General features: G+C 42.2%; 21 protein-coding genes and 1 pseudogene. 8 read left to right on the top strand and 14 right to left on the bottom strand.

The features are described 5' to 3' along the window. Positions 1-372: 372 nt before the first annotated feature. Complete coding sequence (locus tag CQ839_RS24790; RefSeq protein ID WP_146048720.1) at positions 373-2,043, bottom strand: hypothetical protein; 1,671 nt, start codon at positions 2,041-2,043, stop codon at positions 373-375. Between the two features lie 429 nt (positions 2,044-2,472). Then, positions 2,473-2,892: an Npun_F0494 family protein gene (locus CQ839_RS09985; RefSeq protein ID WP_103668135.1), complete on the bottom strand. Its 420-nt coding sequence runs from the start codon at positions 2,890-2,892 to the stop codon at positions 2,473-2,475. Positions 2,893-3,414: 522 nt separating this feature from the next. Between CQ839_RS09985 and CQ839_RS09980 the strand changes: the two genes are divergently transcribed. Continuing rightward, the gene (locus tag CQ839_RS09980) at positions 3,415-4,002 is read left to right on the top strand and encodes a pentapeptide repeat-containing protein (protein WP_103668134.1); all 588 of its coding nucleotides are present in this window, start codon (positions 3,415-3,417) and stop codon (positions 4,000-4,002) included. Between the two features lie 39 nt (positions 4,003-4,041). On the opposite strand, the gene CQ839_RS09975 is transcribed toward CQ839_RS09980, so the two are convergent. The 6 genes and pseudogenes from CQ839_RS09975 to CQ839_RS09950 all read right to left on the bottom strand — a co-directional run. Beyond that, positions 4,042-5,385: a four-carbon acid sugar kinase family protein gene (locus CQ839_RS09975; protein ID WP_103668133.1), complete on the bottom strand. Its 1,344-nt coding sequence runs from the start codon at positions 5,383-5,385 to the stop codon at positions 4,042-4,044. A 130-nt stretch (positions 5,386-5,515) separates the two neighbouring features. Further along, the gene (locus CQ839_RS09970) at positions 5,516-6,406 is read right to left on the bottom strand and encodes a DMT family transporter (protein WP_103668132.1); all 891 of its coding nucleotides are present in this window, start codon (positions 6,404-6,406) and stop codon (positions 5,516-5,518) included. Positions 6,407-6,593: 187 nt separating this feature from the next. Further along, positions 6,594-7,319 (bottom strand): hypothetical protein, encoded by a 726-nt coding sequence (locus CQ839_RS09965; protein ID WP_103668131.1) that lies wholly within the window; start codon positions 7,317-7,319, stop codon positions 6,594-6,596. A 187-nt stretch (positions 7,320-7,506) separates the two neighbouring features. Continuing rightward, on the bottom strand, positions 7,507-8,499 hold the full coding sequence (locus CQ839_RS09960; protein ID WP_103668130.1) for a pentapeptide repeat-containing protein: 993 nt from the start codon (positions 8,497-8,499) through the stop codon (positions 7,507-7,509). 36 nt (positions 8,500-8,535) lie between these two features. Next, positions 8,536-9,855, bottom strand: a complete 1,320-nt coding sequence (locus CQ839_RS09955; RefSeq protein ID WP_103668129.1) for a cell wall metabolism sensor histidine kinase WalK — start codon at positions 9,853-9,855, stop codon at positions 8,536-8,538. Positions 9,856-9,960: 105 nt separating this feature from the next. Next, positions 9,961-10,833: pseudogene (locus CQ839_RS09950) on the bottom strand (FAD-binding oxidoreductase); the annotation flags it as partial. Between the two features lie 466 nt (positions 10,834-11,299). On the opposite strand from CQ839_RS09950, the gene ilvB reads away from it, so the two are divergent. From ilvB to CQ839_RS09935, 3 genes are all read left to right on the top strand, one after another. After that, positions 11,300-13,075, top strand: a complete 1,776-nt coding sequence (gene ilvB / locus CQ839_RS09945) for a biosynthetic-type acetolactate synthase large subunit (protein WP_103668127.1) — start codon at positions 11,300-11,302, stop codon at positions 13,073-13,075. A 242-nt stretch (positions 13,076-13,317) separates the two neighbouring features. Continuing rightward, entirely contained in the window at positions 13,318-13,803 is a 486-nt protein-coding gene (locus tag CQ839_RS09940; protein WP_103668126.1) for an RNA pyrophosphohydrolase, read from the top strand. Positions 13,804-13,921: 118 nt separating this feature from the next. Next, positions 13,922-14,527, top strand: coding sequence for a DUF5684 domain-containing protein (locus tag CQ839_RS09935; RefSeq protein WP_146048719.1), 606 nt, complete (start codon positions 13,922-13,924; stop codon positions 14,525-14,527). 48 nt (positions 14,528-14,575) lie between these two features. Here CQ839_RS09935 and CQ839_RS09930 read toward each other — a convergent pair whose 3' ends face one another. The 3 genes from CQ839_RS09930 to eis are packed head-to-tail and all read right to left on the bottom strand — an operon-like array spanning position 14,576 to position 16,858. After that, the gene (locus tag CQ839_RS09930; protein WP_103668124.1) at positions 14,576-15,115 is read right to left on the bottom strand and encodes a DJ-1 family glyoxalase III; all 540 of its coding nucleotides are present in this window, start codon (positions 15,113-15,115) and stop codon (positions 14,576-14,578) included. Between the two features lie 55 nt (positions 15,116-15,170). After that, positions 15,171-15,563, bottom strand: a complete 393-nt coding sequence (locus CQ839_RS09925) for a Fur family transcriptional regulator (protein ID WP_103668254.1) — start codon at positions 15,561-15,563, stop codon at positions 15,171-15,173. A gap of 56 nt (positions 15,564-15,619) precedes the next feature. After that, on the bottom strand, positions 15,620-16,858 hold the full coding sequence (eis, locus tag CQ839_RS09920; RefSeq protein ID WP_103668123.1) for an enhanced intracellular survival protein Eis: 1,239 nt from the start codon (positions 16,856-16,858) through the stop codon (positions 15,620-15,622). 284 nt (positions 16,859-17,142) lie between these two features. Here eis and psbE point away from each other — a divergent pair, with 284 nt between their 5' ends. The 4 genes from psbE to CQ839_RS09900 all read left to right on the top strand — a co-directional run bounded on the left by psbE (position 17,143) and on the right by CQ839_RS09900 (position 17,995). Continuing rightward, a complete protein-coding gene (gene psbE / locus CQ839_RS09915) occupies positions 17,143-17,385 on the top strand; it encodes a cytochrome b559 subunit alpha (RefSeq protein ID WP_103668122.1) in 243 nt (80 codons plus the stop codon). Positions 17,386-17,490: 105 nt separating this feature from the next. Beyond that, complete coding sequence (psbF, locus tag CQ839_RS09910) at positions 17,491-17,625, top strand: cytochrome b559 subunit beta (protein ID WP_094534729.1); 135 nt, start codon at positions 17,491-17,493, stop codon at positions 17,623-17,625. 85 nt (positions 17,626-17,710) lie between these two features. Beyond that, positions 17,711-17,827 carry a photosystem II reaction center protein L gene (locus CQ839_RS09905; protein ID WP_071590099.1) on the top strand — a complete coding sequence of 39 codons (117 nt, stop codon included), beginning with the start codon at positions 17,711-17,713 and terminating at the stop codon, positions 17,825-17,827. Between the two features lie 48 nt (positions 17,828-17,875). Beyond that, positions 17,876-17,995: a photosystem II reaction center protein J gene (locus tag CQ839_RS09900; protein WP_009625496.1), complete on the top strand. Its 120-nt coding sequence runs from the start codon at positions 17,876-17,878 to the stop codon at positions 17,993-17,995. Positions 17,996-18,036: 41 nt separating this feature from the next. Here the strand turns inward: CQ839_RS09900 and CQ839_RS09895 are convergent, their stop codons facing one another. From CQ839_RS09895 to CQ839_RS09885, 3 genes are all read right to left on the bottom strand, one after another. Then, positions 18,037-18,591 (bottom strand): glutathione S-transferase family protein, encoded by a 555-nt coding sequence (locus tag CQ839_RS09895; RefSeq protein ID WP_103668121.1) that lies wholly within the window; start codon positions 18,589-18,591, stop codon positions 18,037-18,039. A 185-nt stretch (positions 18,592-18,776) separates the two neighbouring features. Continuing rightward, positions 18,777-20,198 (bottom strand): Rieske 2Fe-2S domain-containing protein, encoded by a 1,422-nt coding sequence (locus tag CQ839_RS09890; RefSeq protein WP_103668120.1) that lies wholly within the window; start codon positions 20,196-20,198, stop codon positions 18,777-18,779. A 146-nt stretch (positions 20,199-20,344) separates the two neighbouring features. After that, positions 20,345-21,679 carry an FAD-binding oxidoreductase gene (locus CQ839_RS09885; protein ID WP_103668119.1) on the bottom strand — a complete coding sequence of 445 codons (1,335 nt, stop codon included), beginning with the start codon at positions 21,677-21,679 and terminating at the stop codon, positions 20,345-20,347. Positions 21,680-22,504: the final 825 nt, after the last annotated feature.

Here is a 22,504-nt window from a genome sequence, read left to right as displayed (position 1 = left end):
TCTCAAAAGTATTGTAAATCAACACTTTTGAAAAATTTATTGTGGTTCTTTATGCTCGAAAATTACTGTAAGACTTCAAACCCAAAAGAGAGTCTCGGCGCTTTGCGTCGAGACTCTCTTTTGGGTATAGCTATAAAAATCTCGCTGGGTTTGGTTCTTAATTCTCAAAAGTGTAATCACACTTTCGAGAATTAAACTAAAGAAGGAACGCTAAGCGTCCCTTCTTTAGTTAAGAAACCATTTAAGAAATATTTTCTGTGGTCAAAAGCTCTAAGAGATCCCCCTCAATCCCCCTTAAAAAGGGGGAAGAATTTAATTCTCCCCCCTTTTTAAGGGGGGCTGGGGGGGATCTAGACAATTCTTAAATGGTTTCTAAAACAAGGTCGAAATGCCATTTGGACGCAAATCTTTGAAATCTAGAATCTTGCGAACTACATCGAAGGTAGACTGCGAGTCAGTAATAGGAATTACTGAGGCTAGCTGCCCTGGTAGAACTTGCATTACAGGAGGCATATCCTTCGTAAACACCTCAATTGTGCGATTAATTAGCGAATAATCACCTTTAGCAAACGCATTAGTATAGGTAGATTGATTGGTTGCTTGGGGTAGCCCTGCAACATTAAACAAACCAAGGGGAATACCTTGAGATGTTGTCAAAAAGCGGGCAACTGTTTGAGTGAGAGTTGTTGTCGTCTGGATTTGAGTAAAGTAGTCATAGACTTTAACATTGCGATCAATTTTGCCAACGCGCTGAGAGTCAATACCACAGACGGTACGAATAGTGCCATAGGCTTGTGGATCACTGGGCAAAATCAGACTAATAGTTGAGAAGTTCTTAAGCAGTTGCACTTCGCTATAGCCCAGAGGACGATTATTCAAATCGAACAAACGGACGATTAGGCGATCGCCAGGGTTCAGCCCACGGATGAAAGTTGCCCTCTGATTAATATTAAAGCGATAATCACCGACAAAGCGCTCTACAAGAAATCCGTTAGAACGTTTCGACTTGATCGATATCCGCGCAATCACCTGAGATAGACGGGGCTGATTTTGCAAAATGGCAAGGCTAAAATGCCCCCGATGAGGATTCTTCTTGGATAGCTCAACACCATCACGCTCTTTCCGTTCTTTGCGATCTGTTCGGCTACGGTCATCATAGTCATCATCTTCATCGTCATCCTCATATTTTTTGGAGACAACAATGGGCTTCATTGGTTTAACAGAACTACCTGTCTGGACATTTGTGTTTTGAATGACTACTGTTTGACTAGACTGTGTAGTCGTTGATTGAGAACCATTTGTAATTCCCAAATCGCGATCGGAAAGCCCTGAATTGTTTGAGGAATTGTTAGATGAGTTATTTGAGGAATTGTTTGAGGAATTATTCGAGGAGTTGTTTGATGAGTTGTTTGAGGAATTGTTGGAAGAATTGTTAGATGAGTTGCTGGTATTGGTATATACCGAAGAAATGCGTCCCGCTTTCACCTCGGATGCGCTAGCCGTTGCAATTGAAGTAAAAGATTTGACTTCTTCGATCTCAAATCTCGAATCTTTGACCCCATTGGGTAAGTCATAGCGAACACTAGTAACCGCCTTGAGATCCCCATTGTAAATATCATCAAGGGAGATTTTTTCGCTCAGCGAACTTAGGGATATCACTTCTACGGCTGTAAACTGTCGCCCTGCATTTTTGGAGAGCAGTCTTGCACCTGAATTGGTATAGACTTCGCGCCATTCCCCAGCGCGTTTTACATAAAGCTGATACACAGCGTTTGCGTAGGTAGTAGAAGGCTTATTGGCAATATCTAGTAAAATACCAATGCTTGAGAGGTTGCCAGAGTTGTCCAGCAAACGCAATAGCTGCACCCCAGTTTGCCAGTCCTGTGGAACTTGAGCAACTATTTGGGGAACAGATGGAGCTGCGATCGCTTCTATAGTATTTAGAAAAGATGCTGTAGTAAGAGTTGCTGCAAGAAGACAGAGAGATGTCTTCTGGAATCTTTTGCCTATTTGACTACGAAAATTTTTACTGACAATATTCATCGTTATTTATTCCTAGCTCGATTTACTGCATGATTTGCTAGAGTCAACTTATGCTTGTTGGCACATGGCTATATTGGCGCACAATACGTCACGATATAGGCATATTAAGTCTCTAACAATCAGACGATCTCCTTGTTTTTTTGTTCCATTCCAAAAATAAAAGCAGCCCAAAGGGCTGCTTTTATTTTTATAGTAATACCGATCCTCAAAATGGCAGAGCCATTTTGAGGATTTAAAACCTTTACTGGGTTTGTTTTTTAATCCCCGAAAGTTTGTTCACACTCTCGATGATTTGGATAAGATTTGTGTCAGCACAAAGCGCTATACTCCCTTCCCAGCGAAGGATTAGACGTTGCGGCGCTTCGCGCCGCAACGCTAATTCTTGGTTTTTGATGTCTATTTCTTTAGTGGGAAGGGAGTAAGAATATTTTAGAGAAATCGCGATATTTGAATTTGCGCCCAAAAATTTTGGCAACGATCGCCTAAACTCGCGATCGGAAATCTTGGTTGCGATCGCCATTTATCCAATAACAAATGACCCATCGGTGTCAGCCGAAAACTATCAGTAATGCCCTGACCATCAACTTCACGGCGTAATACGCCAACTTGGATCAGCCATAACAAACCATTTTCCGCACCAATTAAATTAGTAGGACTTGTCAAATATTGATTTGCAATACCCTCATTACCAGCGATTGCCCTCAGATTTACGCCATGTGTTGCCATATCTGCAAACAACTTCACTGTAAATGGAGCGCATCGTAAAGCTACTTCGGCTCTTCGTAATATTTGTGGGTCATATTCAGCAAAATCTTTGCTGTTTTGTTTACTTAAAGTATCCGTTGGCATAGCAATTTGTAATTTACTGATATGAGAAGGTAGACATAATTAAATATAAAAACCTAAAAGCCTTATTCTGACAGCTTAGCAGTCAGGATAAGGCTTTTATTCTTTTTTTGAATTGAAACAACTAGTTTAATATTTAATAACCAATGCTAGCAGCACTATCTATCACTAGCATTAACCTTTCGATATAAGAAAACTTAATTTTTCACCTTCTAAATTCAAATTAATTGTATCTATTAGGATCTTTTTTCTCTTTCTTCTCAGAAGGATCTTTTTTCGGTTTTTTGGTCTCTTTATTGCCCTTTTGTTCTTTAGACATTATTTTCTCCACTGTCGATAAAAAACGAGAATAAGCACTATTTAATAACGCTTATTACTATTATTCTACCTTAAGCCTAAATAATCTGTGGGCTTTATCCCGAAAGCAATGCAATCCAATAGGGTGAAGTGTAATTAATGGCGATCGCCTTATATTTGAATCAATAGTTACAAACAGCTAAATGTGCCAGCTAGAGAGCGATCGTCATGATGTCCACTCAAGATTCTAAAACTCATCACTCTCCGACAACTAATGCCCTCGCTATGGGGATGGCTATCAAAAAATTGTATGAGATGGGGCGTAAAGATTTTGAATCAGAAAATTTTTCAGGGCTGAAATTATCCTGCTGCAAGCTTTCATCTATTAGTTTTACCAGTTCAGATTTGCGAAATGCTGATCTTGACCTGACTGATTTAAGTGAGTCTGACCTACGGGGCACAAATTTGGAGAGATCGACTCTTAACTTTACTAATCTGACTAATGCTGATTTGAGTAATGCGAATTTAAAAGAAGCAAATCTGGGGGGAGCCAATTTGAGTGGGGCAATTTTGAGGGGAGCAAATCTGAGCAATGCAAATTTACGGGGTGCAAATCTGAGCAATGCTCGTCTTGAATTTGCAAATTTACAAGGGGCAGACTTAACGGGGGCTAATTGTTTTGGTTGTAATCTCAGCTATGCCAATCTGCAACATGCGAATTTGACTGAAGCATGTCTGGATAGAGCAAATTTAATAAAAAGCAATTTTGAATACGCTCTGCTAGATGGCACAACTCTCAGCAATGCCAGCTACTAAAAAAGTGTAAGACGGCGCGGAGCGCCGTCTTACACTTTTTTAGGTTTCGATACCGATCGCAAGTCTCGTATATACAGTTGCCAATGCATTTGCATCACCTACATTCCCAGGGAATAAGACAACGGGTAAATCGGGGAAACGAGGATGATCTTCGGGAGTACGCACAACGGAACAACCAGCAAGTATTTGTCCTAGCAGTCTTGCCGTTGGCAAATTCAACCCCGTACTCAAAACATCATTGGATGTAATGCCCCCTTTACTAATTAAGAATCCAATATCTGCGGGTAATTCCTGCACGATCGCCATCAAAAGCGCTGAGACTGACTGACCAAAAGCAAGACGGGTAGATGTATCGGCAAATTCCAATTCTTTTCGGCTGGTAAACACCACAGCGGTTTTACCCGATGCGTGGGCTTGCTGAACTTGGGCTAGCGCTTCTTGTTTAAGCATTGCTGATTGAGCATCGGCATCATTTAATAGGCGCGAGACATCAATCTCCACAGGAACTGTATTGGGTGCTTTGAGCAAATGTTCTAACTGCTCAGTAGTTTTTTTGACATGGGAGCCAACGATCGCTACACCCGCTTTGTGCGATCGCATATATTTCGACATGTCCTCGGCAGCGATCGGCTGGGGCGGGAGCTTCGCAAGGGCAGTTAGTAAACTCGCGGCGCTGCGGAATAAAAACCTTTTACCAGTCGAAGCAACTGCCAAAATATCCGAGGCAAATTGATTCAGATCGGCTTGGTTTTCTGCATCTACCACACCGCATTGATTGTCATGCAAGCGTGCTAAGCGCTGACGTACACCTGCACGAATTTCTCCTAATAAAAATCGCTGGACATCTGCGGCAAGAATTTTGCCCTTGGTTTTTTCTTCGACATAATCAGGCAAATAGCTGTGCTTATAGCCAAATACAGAGTCCTTAGCGAATTCCGTTTCATGGACTGGAGTAGGTATACCGTTAACTACTAAATAATGCACACTCGATTTGGTGAAACGCCCACCTTCAAAAAATGCTGGCACAAGAAAATGTGCATCAAAATCACCTAGCTCTTCAGCGATCGCATCCGTCTCGATGGGATAATGTCCCCGCAGCGTCGAGTCAGAGCGACTAACGATCATAAATTCTTGGATGCCTTCAGCTTCGAGCGCAGGCTTAAGGTTACGACAAACTTCGCGAGTCACGCTGGTAGCATCTTCAGGCGTAAGCGATCGCGTATTTGTCAGCACAAACATAATTGGCGAGGCATCGGCTAGTCCGATCCGCAAAGTTTCCACATCCCATTTAGTTAGCAGTAGGCAGCTATGCACCGTTTGCGAACCCGTCGGATCGTCATCAAGAACAATAATCTTAGGCTGTCGGGAGGAAGTAGCTGCCATTGCTTGTCAATATGAAAACTAATATTTGTAGAAGCTTATCTTGATTTACGTAACAATAGTCAATCTTAAATTAATACCAACCCTCAAAATGGCAGCGTCATTTTGAGGGTTGGTATTTAATTGTGCCTACCTATTTACTAGAGTTAAATTGAGAGCTTCTGCCCAAGGCTACACATACTACTACCCCCGAAGCAAAACCCAATGTCGTGAAAGTCATTGGCTCTCCTAGCAATATCGCTGAGGCAATGATCGTCAAAAATGGCTGAAAAAGTTGTAGCTGACCAATCCGAGCAATGCCACCTAAAAATAAACCTCGATACCAAGCAAAAAATCCCAAAAACATGCTGAAACAACTGACATACAAGAAGCCTATCCAAGCACTGCTAGAAATAGTTGTAAAAGAAGATGGCAAATGTTGCAATACAATCGGCAACACAAACGGGAAGGAAAAGACCAAAGCCCAACACACGACCTGCCACGATCCAAAAGTACGCGCTAACACCGTTCCCTCTGCATAGCTCAAACTTGCGGCGAAAACTGCTCCTAGCAAAGCCAAATCCGCAAAACGAATATTCCCTGTACCAGATATCAGCGCAAAAGTAATCACCAATCCACTACCCGCGATCGCAAAAATCCAAAATTTTACCGATGGTCGCTCTCCTGCTCGCAAAACTCCAAACAAAGCCGTAGCAAGCGGCAATAGACCGATAATTACAGCTCCATAGGACGCAGAAGCGTCGCGCATTGCTAGGGTTGAGAGTAACGGAAATCCTACAACAGCACCAACTACGACAACAGCAAAACTGGGTAGAAATCGCCAAGATGGGATTGGCTGTCTTGTGGTAATTAGTAAAATCAATGACAATCCCGTAGCAATTACCGCTCGTCCTAGTCCCACAAATACTGGATCGAATTCAGTTAGAGCAATACGGGTTGCTGGCAAAGTAATACTAAAAATTATGACACCGAGAAGCCCATAAACAAGTCCCATAGTCGCGTCTTTAGTTTGCGGACTAGTCATTTTGCCTCGACGTTTAACTTGATATTATCCCAAAACACAAAAGTGTGGCGACACTTTTGTGTTTTGAAAACCAAATCCCATTAGAGTTTTATAGCAGTTCAAACAAACCAAGAGGGCTTTTGAAAGTGTTGCAAAGCAACACTTTCAAAAGCCCTCTTGGTTTGGGATTGAAAAGCACTGTAGCTTTTTAATAGAAAGGTTTGATGGCTTGTAAAATTACAGCAGCGGCGCGTTTAGCATCTTCAGGTTGATCTAGCGTTAGGCTTACTTCAGTTAGCCTTGTTTCTAGGGCTTCAACAGTTTCATAGGTTTGAAAGATAAGCTGAATCAAATCATCAATATCGTAGGTATAGAGTGCTGACCAGTCACGTTCTTGTGGGCTAAAACGATAATTTAGACTTGAAAAAAGCAGAATTTTGGCATGAAGAGGACTGACATTTCGTGAAATATCATTACGCAAATCAAATAGATTCGTTAAATATTGAAGATTGTGTTTATGGGGAATCGTATCACTATCGTTTCTCTCAGCCCCCTCATCTCTAATTGGAAGAGATCCATTTTGAGAGTCTGAAGATGTCTCTAGGTTTAAAAAACTATGGGGAAGTTTTCCTTCATCCCGCAGAGTATAGAGAAATCCAAGACTATCGATAATGTTGTCAGCAGCCAGTAAATAGTCTGACTGCTTGCTAAGTTGCTTAACTTGGCTGTTTAACTTGTGCTTGAGCCTATTGAGATCAGGAAACATGATCATCAAGTCTCGGACGAGCAGACTCATATGCAACGATTTAACTTCGTTGACATCGTTTGACCAAGAATCATGACAGGTAAAGAGGATCAGTCGTTTGATGCGAAGAACATTGCTGTCTTGCTCTAAGCTATCTATTACTTCCTCTAGAAGATTTAAATCTTCCATATTTTTGTTGTGCGCTGCAATGCTCAGTTGACATATTGATTGATGAAGGCATTCTAAGTCAAGGATCTTAGGCTGTACAAATACGACCTTTTAAGTAATTAGACGCAATTAAATATAAAACTCTAAAACCTGCGCCGCCTGCTGCGAGGGTTTTGAGTCTGGGGTTTAATTACGCCGAAATACTTAGTTAAGAGTGAGATTTACCATCAGGCATTGTTGCGCCACTAAAAATTGTACCAATAGTGCTAGCTCCACTCATCTCAGCTCTGGTCAGCACAGCATCACTAAAATCGGCTCCATCAAGATTGGCTCTTACTAAGTAAGCATCAACTAGACTAGCTTGACTAAGATTGGCTTTGTCTAACAGCGATCGCGATAGATCACTACCATTAAGTATTGACTGAATCAATCCTGCACTACTTAATGTTGTCATGCTCATATTCGCTTTAGTGAGATTTGCTGCAAATAGATTAGCGAGACGCAGGTTTGCATTTTTGAGATCAGCCTTTGTCAGGTTTGCACCTTTAAGATTCGCCTCTGTAAGATTTACATTACTCAGATTTGCCTCAGTAAAAATTGCCCCGATCGCGATCGCACCACTCAAATTAGCTCCTTGCAAATTAACCCTTGAGAGAGTTGCTTCACTAAGATTTGCGTCAGAAAGATCAACTCCCGTAAGATCGGCTCCACTTAGGTTTGCTCCGCGTAAATCTGCCTTGCGTAAATTTGCGCCACTCATACTTGTAGGAGGATAGCCTCGCTCTTCTCTCATGAGAGTGGCACTTAATATTGCACAGCGTAAATTTGCGCCACGGAGGTTGGCGCTGCGTAAATCTGCCTCACTTAGATTAGCATCCATCAAGTTGGCAAGGGACAGATTTGCCCCAAATAGATTCACCCGTTGCAACATTGCTCCATGTAAATCCGCCTCGGACAGATTGGTACTCATCATGATCGCTTGGTTAAGCGTTGCACCACCGAGTTTTGCACCCGATAAATTGGCATGATTAAAGGTAACCTTGTTAAGAAAAGCAAATACAAGATTCACTCGCCTCATGTCAGCTTTGGTCAAGTTAACGCCGATTAAATCGCTATTAAACAAATTGGCATTAGCTAGATTTAAGCTGGCAAAGTCACGCCGACCAGAAGCATATTCTTTCAGAAGTTTTTCTGCGCTCATGATTTAGTTATGAAAGTGCTCAGAGCTTTACAATTTTTATTTTGTAGGATTTTGATATGGTAGCGTGATCGTAATCCATACTCCACCAGTCTCAGGATGATTTTTGGCAGCGATCACTCCTTTATGTAATGTAACAATCTGACGAGAGATCGCTAAGCCTAATCCATTCCCCCCACGATCCATTCCCGATCTTGTTCGTGATAGATCGACTTTATAAAAACGATCAAAAACATGAGGTAAAGCTTCTTCAGGAAAGCCCTCTCCTGCATCGATTATTTCTATTATTAAGGTCGAGTCTAACACGCTGGTTTTGATTGTAATCGACTGAAGAGATGGACTGTGCTTAATACTGTTGTCTAATAAGTTCAGCAAAAGCCGATAAATGCGTGATTCATCAAGTTGCCAAAGTAATTGTTCGCTGCCAATATATCTGAGTTTGACTTGTTTTCGATTTGCTAATGGCTCAAGGGTTGCCCAGACCGATCGCACTATTGACGATAAATTCACCTCGCTTAGGTTCAGTACAGACTCAATCCCCACATCCATCTGTCCTAATTCGAGCAAGTCTTGGACAAGTTTGGTCATCCGCTCTATTTCGCTGAGTAGTCGCTCCACCCAAATTCTTGCTGCAGGATCAACGCGGGGCTCAAGAGTCTCCGCAACCAGACGAATCGAGGTTAGAGGTGTTTTAAGTTCATGGGCTATGTCAGAAGTCCAGCGATCGCGTTGCTGAGTAATCGCTACTGCTTCTTGGCGATCTATCAAAAAAATACCAACTTGACCATGCCCCAAGTAAATACTACAAGCCCGAATCGGTCTACCTACCTGTGGTACGGGATCAACAGGATCAGGAATGGCGGGATGAAAGACCCAATCAACTTTGGAGGCTAAACTTTGCGATCGCGTTTGTTCGACAAGATGATCAAGCTCATAGGAGCGAATTAGTTGCAGCAAAAATGGCTTACGAATTAATCCTTGTTGGTGGTTGGCAATCCCCATAATGGTTGCGGCTTGTTGATTACATACCACTAAGCGGTTATCTTGATTGACTTGGATATAGCCGATGGGAGATAGGTCAACAACTTTTGCCCACAGTAAGCGCTCGTATTCATCTTCATTAGACTCGGTTATTTGAAATTGAGCATTAAATTGATCGTTATAGCTCTGCCGAATATTTTGTTGGACATTCTGCGTCCATAATTTAAAACTACGGATCGATTTTGCTTTAAATACATGACGCGATCGCTTACGCAATCTAAGATTTTGTCTTTGCTTGGCATAATTCCAGCTAAACCAGCAAGCGCTAGTAGCGATCGCACCAATGCCAATTCCGACAAGTAACCAGAAAAATTCCATCTTTACGGGTGAGCAGTAGCAGCTCTAATTATGAAACCAAGTGGGAGTTAAAACCTAAAATAAAAAACAAAGGCTCTATGCGAGCCTTTGTTTTTTATTTAGGTTTTAGTAAGTTTCAACGTGCCAACGACCGTCACGCTTCATTTGCTTCTCAAAATCCTTCCAGACAGCACCATTCTTTTCGGCCGTCTTAGTCATGAATTCCGAAATACCGTCTTCCATGCCACGCAAGCCACACATATAGGTATGAGTAGTTGGTTTTTGCAAAACTTCCCACAACTCATCAGCATATTCAGCCATGCGATTTTGGATGTACATTTTTTCACCCTTAGCATTCTTCTGCTCACGACTAATTGCCACATCGTAACGGAAGTTACGTTTGTGTTTGTAGGCTAACCATTCAAGGTCAGGCTTGTACAAAACTGTTGTGTCAGTTGGCACACCAAAGAACAGCCAAGCTAAGCCATTAAATTTGTAATCTTCATGCTTTTCTTTGAACATCCGCCATAGGAATGCACGGAAAGGTGCAATACCAGTACCTGTCGCAATCATGATGACTGTGGCATTGGGATCGTCTGGCAACAGCATTTCTTTGCCAACTGGCCCAGTTAGCTTGACATCATCTCCAGGCTTGAGATCGGTCAAGAAGTTAGAGCATACGCCTTTGATGGTTTCACCTGCTTCGTTTTGATACTCTAGACGCTTGACGCTTAGAGATAGGGTCTTACCATCAAGATCATCTCCGAGGCGAGTTGAAGCGATCGAGTAGAGACGAAGTTTATTCGGTTTACCATTTTTGTCTTCACCTGGGGGAACGACACCAATACTTTGACCTTCTAGGTAACGAAGGTCTCCTCCAGAAATATCGAACTTGACGTGACGGGTATCGCCAGCAGCACCTGGTCTGACCAGTACATCATTAGAAATACATTTTGCTGTAAATGGATTAGCAGGGCGGTAGATATTGACGGGAATATCTTTATCTGAATTTGCACTCATGAGAAGTTATATGGACGCTATATGACAGAAGAACACGAAGTCATTATATTTTCAAATGTGACTTGTCTGTATTTTGTAGCTTAAAGATCTCTTTAGTGGGGCAAACATTACATGTTTATTAATATTTCGCACATTTCTGACCCAAACCCAAAAGATGAGTTGCGGCGATTCGCGCCGCAACTCATCTTTTGGGTTTGGGTTTGTTTCTGGCTAAGTAACATAGTCAAAATTTGAGGTGGTCTAGGCTTTTTCTCCCAAATTTTGGATAATGCAAGACATTGTTCTTAGCAGCTTTGGGGCAGCTTGTCTATGTTATTATCGATACAATTGCTACAAATTATCAACTTAAGGTACTTGCTACAAACTACTGGTTCGTAGTAGTTAGCGAAAAGTATCTGGAAATGCTTCAAAAACAAGTTTTGCTTAGATCGCGAACAAGATCAGTATGAGTCTAGAGGAGGCTACTTTGCGAACAACGGGTGCATTTGCTCTCATCGATAGTGTGAGACGACAGGGTGTTAAGCATATTTTTGGCTACCCTGGTGGAGCAATCCTGCCAGTGTACGATGAAATTTATAAATCTGAGGCAAGAGGGGAAATTAAACATTACCTCGTGCGTCATGAGCAAGGAGCGGTCCATGCTGCTGATGGATATGCTCGTGCCACTGGAAATGTGGGTGTATGCGTTGCGACTTCAGGGCCTGGAGCAACCAATCTGGTGACGGGTATTGCTACAGCGCAAATGGACTCGATTCCAATGGTGGTGATCACAGGGCAAGTTCCTTCCTATGCGATCGGTACTGATGCATTTCAAGAAACGGATATCTGGGGCATTACTCTTCCAATTGTTAAGCATTCCTATGTGATTCGTAGAGCTGAAGATATTGCGCGGATCGTTACTGAGGCTTTTCACATTGCAGGGACTGGTCGCCCCGGCCCCGTATTAATCGATATTCCTAAGGACATTGCGCAGCAATCATTTGAATATAATCCTGATGTGAAGATTAATTTGCCTGGTTATCAGACCAAGGTCAAAGGATATTTACATCAAATTGCAGCAGCGATCGCGTTGATTCGTGAAGCCAAAAGACCATTACTTTACGCAGGCGGCGGTACGGTACTTGCCGATGCCCATGTTGAGCTTGCTGAATTAGCCAAACGCTTTCAGTTGCCTGTGACCACTACCCTGATGGGTAAAGGTGCTTATGATGAAAATAATTACCTTTCCGTTGGCATGTTGGGAATGCATGGTACTGCCTACGCTAACTTTGCCGTACAGGGTTGCGATCTATTAATTGCTGTTGGGGCAAGATTTGACGATCGCGTTACAGGTCGCCTAGATACATTTGCGCCTGAAGCCAAAGTTATTCACATAGACATCGATCCTGCTGAAGTTGGTAAAAACCGCAAACCTGACGTGCCCATCGTTGGCGATGTAAAGGAAGTATTGCAGGCAATTCTTGAAGCCACAAGCTATGAAGAAAATATTCAAACCAAGGATTGGTTTGTTCAGCTTGATGAGTGGAAAGAAGACTATCCACTTGAAGTCCCTGCCTATGACAATGTGCTATCTCCGCAACAAGTCATCTATGAATTCGGCAAGCAAGCGCCCAATGCTTATTTCACTACTGATGTTGGTCAGCACCAAATGTGGGCAGCGCAGTTAATTAAAACTGGTCCTCGCAAGTGGATTTCGAGTGCTGGACTTGGCACGATGGGCTATGGAATGCCTGCGGCAATGGGTGCAAAAGTAGCTCTTCCCGATGATCAAGTGATCTGTATTAGCGGCGATGCTAGTATTCAGATGAATATTCAGGAGCTTGGCACATTGGCGCAGTATGGCATCAAGGTCAAAGTGATCATTATTAATAATGGTTGGCAAGGCATGGTGCGTCAGTGGCAAGAAAGTTTCTATGATGAGCGATACTCCTCTTCTAATATGGAAGTGGGTATGCCTGATTTTGTGAAGCTTGCTGAAGCCTTTGGCATTAAGGGCATAAAGGTTATTGAGCCAAGTGATTTGCAATCTGCTGTTGCGGAAATTCTTGCCTATGATGGGCCAGTGTTTGCTGATTTCCGTGTGAAGCGCAATGAGAACTGTTATCCGATGGTTCCACCAGGAGCAAGCAATGCGGAAATGGTTGGGCTGCAAACTCCTAAGCGGAGGCTAAGCCCTGAGATATTAGAGCCTGTGGCTCAGTTGGAACGAGCTTTAGTTTAGATCCACGATCTGCGGGTCGGCGCTATACGCCACTCCTATCTCTATTATGCCAATTCACAAAAGTATGACGACATTTTTGTGAATTAAAAACCGAACCCAGTAAGGGTTTTAAAAGCACAAAATGGCATAGCCATTTTGTGTTGTGGTATTAAAGAGAAATCCTCACGCTCAGCGTGAGGATTTCTCTTTTTGATGATAATTGGCGGCGGTGCTATGCTTTTGCTTTGTTTACGTGAAAATCTATGACACCAGAAAAATCTTATCGCCCAAATGTGGGGATTATTGTTTTTAACCGCAAAGGTGAAGTGCTAGTCGGTGAACGTGTCGGTGTGCCTGATTCATGGCAATTTCCGCAGGGCGGAATCGATGAGGGTGAAGATCCTCAAGCAGCAGCTTTGCGTGAACTATATGAAGAAGTAGGCATTAATGATGCCGTTTTAGCCTATGTACATCCTGAATGGTTGTATTACGATTTCCCGTCAACCTTAAAACTGTCGGGAAAATGGGCTAACTATTGTGGACAAAGACAGCGTTGGTTTGCTTTTTATTGGGATCATCCTGCGTCTGACTGTAAGTTAGATATCCACGATCGCGAGTTTCGGGTGGTGCAATTTATGGCGATCGATAAGACTCTTGATTCGATTGTTAGATTTAAAAGAGAAGTTTATCAACAGGTCGTTAAAATCTTTACACCCGTAATCCGCGATTACATTGGCAAATTGCCGTAGGGTTAATTTGATCTAGAATTAAGAAACTTGAAGTTCTTTAATGCACTAGATAGATATTCCTATAGGCTTACTCTATTACCAGAAGTTCTATCTTGAACTGGTTGTGGGAGTATTAAAAGTGAAAGTATCCAAATATCTACGCTTTACACATCTGGGTATGGTGTGGCGTAGAATTTCTCTGTTTTTGATTGCTTTGTTTGCTGTGATTGGATTACAGCATTTTGTTGTTGAGCCTAGTTTTTCTGCTTCTAGTTCGTTGTCAAATGCGATCGCTTCATCTTCAATAATTGCCCAAAATAACGATCGGCTCATTGCTCAAGACACCCCCACCGACGCAACTAATCCCAGTAGAGTAACTTATGATTCACTAACTGATGAACAAAAAGCTCTTGCAGACAAAATCCTTCTTTTTGCAGGAGGTTTTGGTCTTGTCATCTATGTTTTCACCAGTTTCTGTATGATGAAAATTGCCGATAAGCTCAGTATTCCCAATAGTTGGCTGGCATGGATTCCGATCGCTCAAGCTTGGGTAATGGTTCGCGCCGCAGGAAAACCAGGATGGTGGCTAATCTTACTTTTTATTCCCCTCGTTAACATCGTCATTGCCTTTATCATCTTATTTGCTATGCCAGTTAATCTCGGCAAATCATCGCTTTATGGTTTGTTAACGTTTATACCGATCTTGGGCATATTTTTATACTTTGGACTGCTTGCTTTTACATAAAAGTAAAAATTAAAGCAAGAGAGAGATGTGCTTTGTCTCTCTCTTGCTTTAAACAATCATGTCTATAGCAAGTTGATTGGCGATCGCTTCACCTTGCAAAATTTCCGCTAACTTGAGCGCAAATGCCATCGCTGTTCCTGCGCCACGACTGGTCACCACATTGCCATCAACGACCACAGGAATTGTCAAATATTCCGCGACTTGCATTTGATCTTTAACCGATGGATAGGATGTTGCACGTTTATCCTTGAGTAATCCTGCGGCAGAGAGAACACTAGGAGCTGCACAGATAGCTGCGACCAGCTTGTTTGCTGCGGCATGGGCTATTAATATTTTGGTAATTCTGGAATCTTCTCTGAGCCGAAAAGTACCTGCACCTCCAGCAAGGACGATCGCATCAAATTGACTAGCATCGACTTGTTCAAGAAGCTTATCGGCAATAATGGCGATCGCATGAGCACCGATCACGGTTTGAGCAGCTAAGCTGGCGGTAGTCACATCAACACCAGCACGCCGCAACACATCGATAATCGTGATCGCTTCTATTTCTTCAAAGCCTTCAAAGAGGGGAACAAGTACAGTACGCATATTTCACCAATTAAATTAAAAACCAAAGTTAGATCGGCGAGCTTCGCTCGCCGATCTAACTTTGAGGTTCCTGCTGACATTCACTACACAGTCCAAAAAATTCAAGGGTGTGATAGTAAATTTGAAAAGTATGTTTTTTAGCTAATTGATTACCCAAATCATGGATGGGGCAAGAGTCGATGGGTAAAGACTTACCGCAATTGAGGCAATTAAGATGATGTCTATCGGCAGGGGTGACGCTATAGACGGTTTCGCCATTGGGTAAGGTCAGAGCTTTGATTAAGCCTTGCAGCTTGAGAGTATCTAGCGATCGATAGACCGTGGCTAGACCCACGCTGTTTTCACTACTGCGTAACTCCGAGTGAATATCTTGCGCTGATACAGCGCGATCGTGATGTTGGAGGAGATGGAGCACTCGTTCTTGACTGCGAGTGAGTTTTTCTTTCATGCTTTTGCTATTCATCAAAGTAGCAAAGACTTATGACTTTTGCTACTTTGACATTGTTAGAACTTAAAAGGATTATAAATCAGACATGGTGTAAAGCATTTTTCTAATCGATCGCATGTTTCTGGAGTGATGTCGGTAATCAATTGGCTATGAACAAGTTCCTCGATCGATTGAGTACCATAAATCAAAGCTGACATACCTGATATCGTGGTACGAAAGTCGATCGCTAGATTACCCATATCGCCGTTACCATAGCGTTTGACCGCAAGCTGACTGCGATCAACATGGAGATCTCCACTAATTCCAAATACACCATCATTCCAGTTACAACAAGGATCCTTAAGGACAAAGGTAAAAGGCTCACAGGCGATCGGTAAGCCATGCAAAGCGCCGACAATATCGATCGCTCTGACCATCCAAGGCTCAGTCATCGATGAATCTAAGCGTCCTGCATTACTGAGCCATGAATGGACATTTGCTCCTAATGGGACGGGCATTTTTAGACTATGAATTTGATCGCGATGACTGGCGAAGAAGTGCAATAGGCGATCGCGTGACTCAAGATCTGTCCAAAATATTGATGAAATTTCAATCTGGCGATCTCGCATCGGCAAATTGCCACTGCTATCGATCGCATAGATTGCGATGGCGACAGGTTGGCGATCGCGTTTGATCACCACACAGAGCTTTTGGCGATGCAAATGCCACCATTGATCGTAGGTAAAATTAGTAATTGCTAGTCCATGACTGTGGGGCTGAAGAGTCTGTGATCGCAGGTTTTCGTAAAGGAAATTAGACAAAATATCCTTTACTTCTGTTGCAGGAATGCGATCGCAGGTTAAATTAGCTGAATTTGGTAATTTTAAATAACTTACTAAAGAAGAAATTGGAATATTGATCTCATTAGTGGCATTGGCGATCGCATAGCCCAAGGCTCCATAAAAACTTTCCTTAAATGGCGTAAGCATACTCACGCAAATCCCTTGCATCCGCATTTCTAAAAATGAACTTTTCATCAGGGCTTTCACACAGCCCTGATTACGATATTCGGGATATGTCCAGACACCACCGATGCCCCCCATCGTCTTAAGACTGCCACGCACCGATTGCTGAAAACTAAAACATTGCAACGCTGCCACAATCTTGCCATCTATTTCTGCAGCTAAGACCTCCTCAGGATTTATCGCTGTCAAATGCGATCGGGGCAAATCTTGATTAGTCCAACGCGAATAGGCATACAAATCCCCCTTGAGAATTTCAAGGCGTTCATTATTATTGATTTTGCGAATTTTCATGAACTAGTTGCTTTTAGATTGATGCGGCAGTGCAAAGCATCCTTACTTATCTCTGTGGATTTATGTTTGCGATCAGCAATTTTCATTATAAAAATCGGTTTTCTGAAAGCTCGCCGTTGGCAAGCTTTCAGAAAACCGATTTTGGTGTTTCCAGAGCCTTCGGTTCTGGAAACACCAAAATCAGTTTCATAATGAGAATTGCTGGTTTGCGATGGCAAGTATGTACAATAGTAAATTATTATTTAAGATAAAGATTTTAAACATCACACATTTAGAGGACTGTTATGGCAGGTACTACTGGAGAACGCCCATTTTCCGACATTATTACTAGCGTTCGTTATTGGCTAATCCATAGCCTTACCATTCCTGCGTTGTTTTTGGCAGGTTGGCTATTTGTAAGCACAGGCTTAGCTTATGACGTATTTGGCACACCACGACCCAACGAGTACTACGCTCAAGATCGTCAGACCGCACCTCTTGTAACCGATCGCTACAATCCCGCCAAAGATATTCAAATGGGTAAATAGTGCTTGGCTCAAAGCATTTCGTTAATTTTGTAGATATAAACTTAAGCTCTAAATTAACGACTCCAAATTAACAACCAAAATCAACGCATCTACTAATTAATAACTATGGCAAGCAATAATCCTAATCAACCCATCCAATATCCCGTATTCACTTTCCGCTGGCTAGCAGTTCACGGTCTAGGAGTTCCTACCGTGTTCTTCATCGGCGCGATCGCAGCTATGCAATTCATCAGCCGCTAATTGAAACCCATTTCAGTTTTGCTTTTTTAAAACAAAACTTTTACCTTTTTCCTTTTACCTTTTTCCTTTTACCTCCCCCCTACCTATGGCTCCTAAAAATCCTAACAGCCAACCTGTAGAGTTGAACCGTACTTCTCTCTTTTTGGGACTACTGCTAATCTTCGTGACTGTTCTACTTTTTTCCAGCTATTTCTTCAACTAGTTTTGCAATTCATTTCATAAAAATCATTTTTATTTGGAGGTTTAATTCATGCTTCAAAATGGACGTATTCCGCTTTGGCTAGTTGCCACGGTTGCTGGTACTGGCGTACTGGTTGTTGTCGGCCTATTCTTTTATGGTTCCTACGTTGGACTCGGATCTGCTAGCTAAATTTCTATAAAAAAAAGGGAGCGCATTTCGCTCCCTTTTTTTTATTCAATCCCTAAAATTGCTTTTTTGTATGCAGGGCGATCGCTAATTCGTTTCATGTAAGCATCGATCGCAGGATAGTCAGCGTAGGATATTTTGATAAACAAAATCGCATAACCAAGAATCGCAGCAACTGCCACATCTGAGACTGAGAAGTTGTCGCCTGCGATATAAGATTGATTTTCGACAATCTTGTTAATACCGCCGAGCAATCTTGGCGTTTCTTTTTCGCGGTTCTCTTCGCCAAACAATCCAGGTCCAAGCGTAGCATTTGCAAATAAGACCCATTGAGAAGCGATCGCTCTTTCTTCTAAAGTTTTTACCTCTGCATATTTATCGGCAAGGTACAGCAAAATTGCTCCTGACTCCCATAGTAGAAAGTCACCATCTGCGATCGCAGGGACTTTGCCAAAGGGATTAATTGCTAAGAATTCGGGCTGTAAATGTTGTCCAACTTGCATGTCAAGCAATTGAAACTCATGGGGAGCTTGCAATTCTTCTAGATACCATTTGACAATTGAGGCGCGACTTCTTGCGCCACCATAGAGCTTTATCATCGGTTTTCTCCAATTTATTTATAGAAGACAAGGATAGTGATTTGCGATACCTCTATCTTCGGATAAGCAATCGCCAGTATATAAGATCGAGGGGACACAGCATGTTCCCCTGATCGCATGAAGCAAAAAAGAGAGAGCTAGAGCTTCGCTCTACCTCTCTCTTTTTTGCTTTAAAGGAGCTTTCGCTATAAATTACGTAATGGAATTTCTTGACCGTAGATAAACTTCTGCTCTAGGTTGTTGCATATTAACCATAGAGCGATCGCGATTACCATAGGAATAGAACTCAACAAAATTACTAGCAAATTTGCGGGGGCAAAAAAGAAGCTAATTAATGGGCTTATAGTCCATGCGATCGCGGCGACAATTTTACTTGCGGTTTTAATTCGTCGCACATTTCTCAACGCTTGACTGCAACTCGCACATTTAGAAGTATGAGAATGATAACGATCTAAGAGCGCCTCTTTAATTAAAGGGAGTGCTAGCTGTTTTCCAGCAAAAGGATCAGCTTCATACCTGTTAACCCATTTGCGCAATTCAGAAACATAGGTATCAGCTGAAGTTGCTAAATAAAAAGCTTTAGCATAATTCCCATTGCTCTCTGGCATAGTAAGAGCTTGCTCTAGATAACGTTCTTGATAGTGCAAAAAAATCTGATCGTCTTCTAGAATTCCATTCTGGCCAATGTGCGAATACCAACGCGGAGTGATACTAATGAAGAATCTCGGAATTGCAGAGCTGAATTGGAAAGGGAATCTGGCAAATAAACGGCATTCCCCCTTGCGAGTTGGAGTGGCATAAACCACTGTCATCGTTCTACCAAATTGTTTGGAAGTGAGATCATGCCACATTGTCGCAGGAGCGATAAAAGTAGTATCTTGTTTCCCTAATTTCCCACGTCTAGGCCCCTCTTCCCATGTACCATTAAATCCATTTTTATTGCTTTCAAGAATCTCTAATACCATTGGAGCCGCATTGGCACGATTACCAACTGACTTATGATGCGTAAATGGAAGATGACTCGCATCAAGAACGTTTTCTAAAAGAGTAAGTGCATCATAGGGCAAGTCACGAAATGTCCCAAAAAGTGTCCATTTTTCCGTCTCGGTTTCTAGAGGTTCGATAATTGGGATTTTGACTTGAGATGCGTTTTCTGGGTTGCCCGCGTAAATAAACAACAGTCCTTGACGCACAGCAGTCGGTAATGCTGCTACACAAGCTCGCTTAGAAGTATGAGCATTTCCTCCTTCGGGTTGCTGGGGAATGCGATCGCAGCTTCCATCACCTTTAAAAGCCCAGCCGTGATAGGGACATTCTAATAAGCCATCTTCAGCAATTCTACCTTCCGACAGAGGCACGAGGCGATGGGGACAGCGATCATCAAAGGCTTTCCATGCATTTGTATGACGATCCCACCAAATCACCAGATCTCTCTCTAACAAGGTGAATTTTGACGGTTTAGCTTTGTCTAAGTCTTCGATATAAAAGACGGGATACCAAACCTCTTTCCAGTCAAAGCGATCAGGATCTAGTCCGCCCGCAGGTAAACTTTGAGCTTGGGAATCGTTATGGTAAAGATTTTCTCTCAGTAAAATATTTGCAGTCATGACAGCCAAAGCGATCGCATTGTAAAGTTATGTATAGTTTAGCCTGTGATCGCAACAAATAGGAAAACAAAGTAGGGTGGGTAATTACCCACCCTACTTTGTTTTCCTATAGCCAGAGAGTTTCGGTTAGGTGAGCATTGCCCACCCTACATCTGCCATGCTTTCATTTTTTCGGGGTTCATAAGTCCGTATGGATCGACCATGCGCTTGAAGTTTAGTTGATCGTAATCAATTGTCTTCATACCTCCATCTTCGAGAATATAGGTGTGAGGATTAGCGATAAATACGCCCTGTGATTCGTGATATTGAATAATTGCATTTAGGCGATCGCTATCGGTAAATCGCACAACTTGAATCGCCGCAGGAATTACGACTCCATTCACCTTAATAAACTCCAAATGCATCATCACTTCATCGCCAAAAAACTCATACATCTGCTGCACAAGTTCTAGTTTCGGATCATTCAAAAATAGGCTCTGGAGATAAGTTAGGGAAGGATCGACAGCACGAGCATGTAGGGTCGTGTGATTCCAAGTGAACTCAACTAGACTGATACCTTTGCTAGCTTCTTGAGCGCTTTTTTCATAACAAATCTCGCCCTGAAATTCTTGAACAAGGCTTGCAAACGGCTCGCGATCGCTCTCAGCAACTAGCACTAGAGCACAATGAGCACCTGTCGGAATATAGCTTTGCAACGCCGCGAAATAGCTTGGAATCGGGGCAGCATGAATGCTAATCATCTTTTTGATGATGCCATCGCTATTGCCGAGGGCTTGCCCAAATCTAGCTGCGGTCATGAAATCGGTGAAGCTAACAATACATTCCATCCATGCATAGGCTGGCGCAAGGGGAACTTCCAGTTCGGTAATAATGCCATTAGTTCCATAAGCATGATTGACCTTTTGGACATCATCACCTCGCAATTCAATGATGCGCGGCTCATCTTCGAGGGTGACTACACGTACAGATCTCAAGTTACCGCGATCGCGCAATTGCCCATACAAAACAGAGCCAATCCCACCACTTCCGCCAGAGATAAATCCACCAACTGTAGCAATTCTATAGGTAGATGGAACCATACGTGATTCCCATCCAATTTCTTGAGCTTTTTTGTCTAGTGTAGCTAGTTTTACGCCTGTCTCTACGCGAGCTAATCCCGCTTTAATCCATTTGATTTCTTGTAGGCGTAATGTCTCTAAAATTATGCCGCCTTTGAGTGGCGTGGATTGTCCATAGTTCCCAGTCCCACTACCGCGCAATGTAAGAGGGATTTGATATTTTACACAGACTTTAGCAATTCTCAATACCTCACTTTCATTTTTAGGACGGACTACAATATCTCCAACTTTGCCAGTCAATAACGGAACAAGCACTGGACTAAAATGAAAATAATCCTCTGAGAGTTTAGCTACTTGAGCAGGATTTGCGATCGCTTCGATGCCAGATAGTTCTTCTAATAGATTTTCTAAAGATATTTGCATATTTACTGATTTTTGTTATCCCACTATCCTAATACCAATCCCCAAAAGTGTAGTTACACTTTCCAGCTTGTGCGCAAAACTTTGTAAATACGTTTATATCCTTAGCCAGAGAAGTTAGATATACAACTCCATTCTGGGTTGCATATTTTTAGAGCAACTAAAGCTATACAATCCAGCTATTTATTTGGAATAGCTGGATCTGTCCTAAGCTCCAAAAAGCAATACCGTTTTGAGTAGTTTAGTGATCGCAATCACTAAACTACTGTGATCAAATTCAAACTAACTCAATGCTGCCATCACCACCTGACGCTTAAAAAAGTTCGACACTAAATTAATTCATCGAGAGATAAGTAAAAAAAGAGCAGAACTAATGTCAGTATTTCACTTCGGCGGATTTATCTTCAAGTTCTACGCTGGTTCGATCGCCGTTTTAGTTTTGGCAAATGCAGTCTCAACCCTTTAATTGTTCTCCCCTCCCAAAATGGATATTTTTCAAATCTTGATTTTTTCTTTTAAGTTTTTGGGTTGTGCGATCGCAATCTTTGTCGCAACCAACGCCGCTTACAGTTATTAAGTTTTCTCCTTGAATAATGTCAAAGCACTCTAACCAATGTGGTTAGGGTGCTTTTTTCTTGGCAATGTGATTGCAATGGTCATAGGCAAGCTGATGTAAATGCTATTTATTATTTATCCTTCTGTTGGTTGATTAAAACTCCTCCTGCTCCAGTGACACCACTTAGGAATGAAAAATAAATAACTTGTGCAAATTAGGATAAGCTCAGACAAAGAGAAAAAAGGAATAATTTTGGGTTATTACAGCGAAGA

The sequence above is a fragment of the Pseudanabaena sp. BC1403 genome, assembly GCF_002914585.1.
In the GTDB taxonomy this organism is placed as follows: Bacteria; Cyanobacteriota; Cyanobacteriia; order Pseudanabaenales; family Pseudanabaenaceae; genus Pseudanabaena.
The sequence above is the reverse complement of the archived record's forward strand: the minus strand, read 5'-3'. Positions and strand labels throughout refer to the sequence as shown.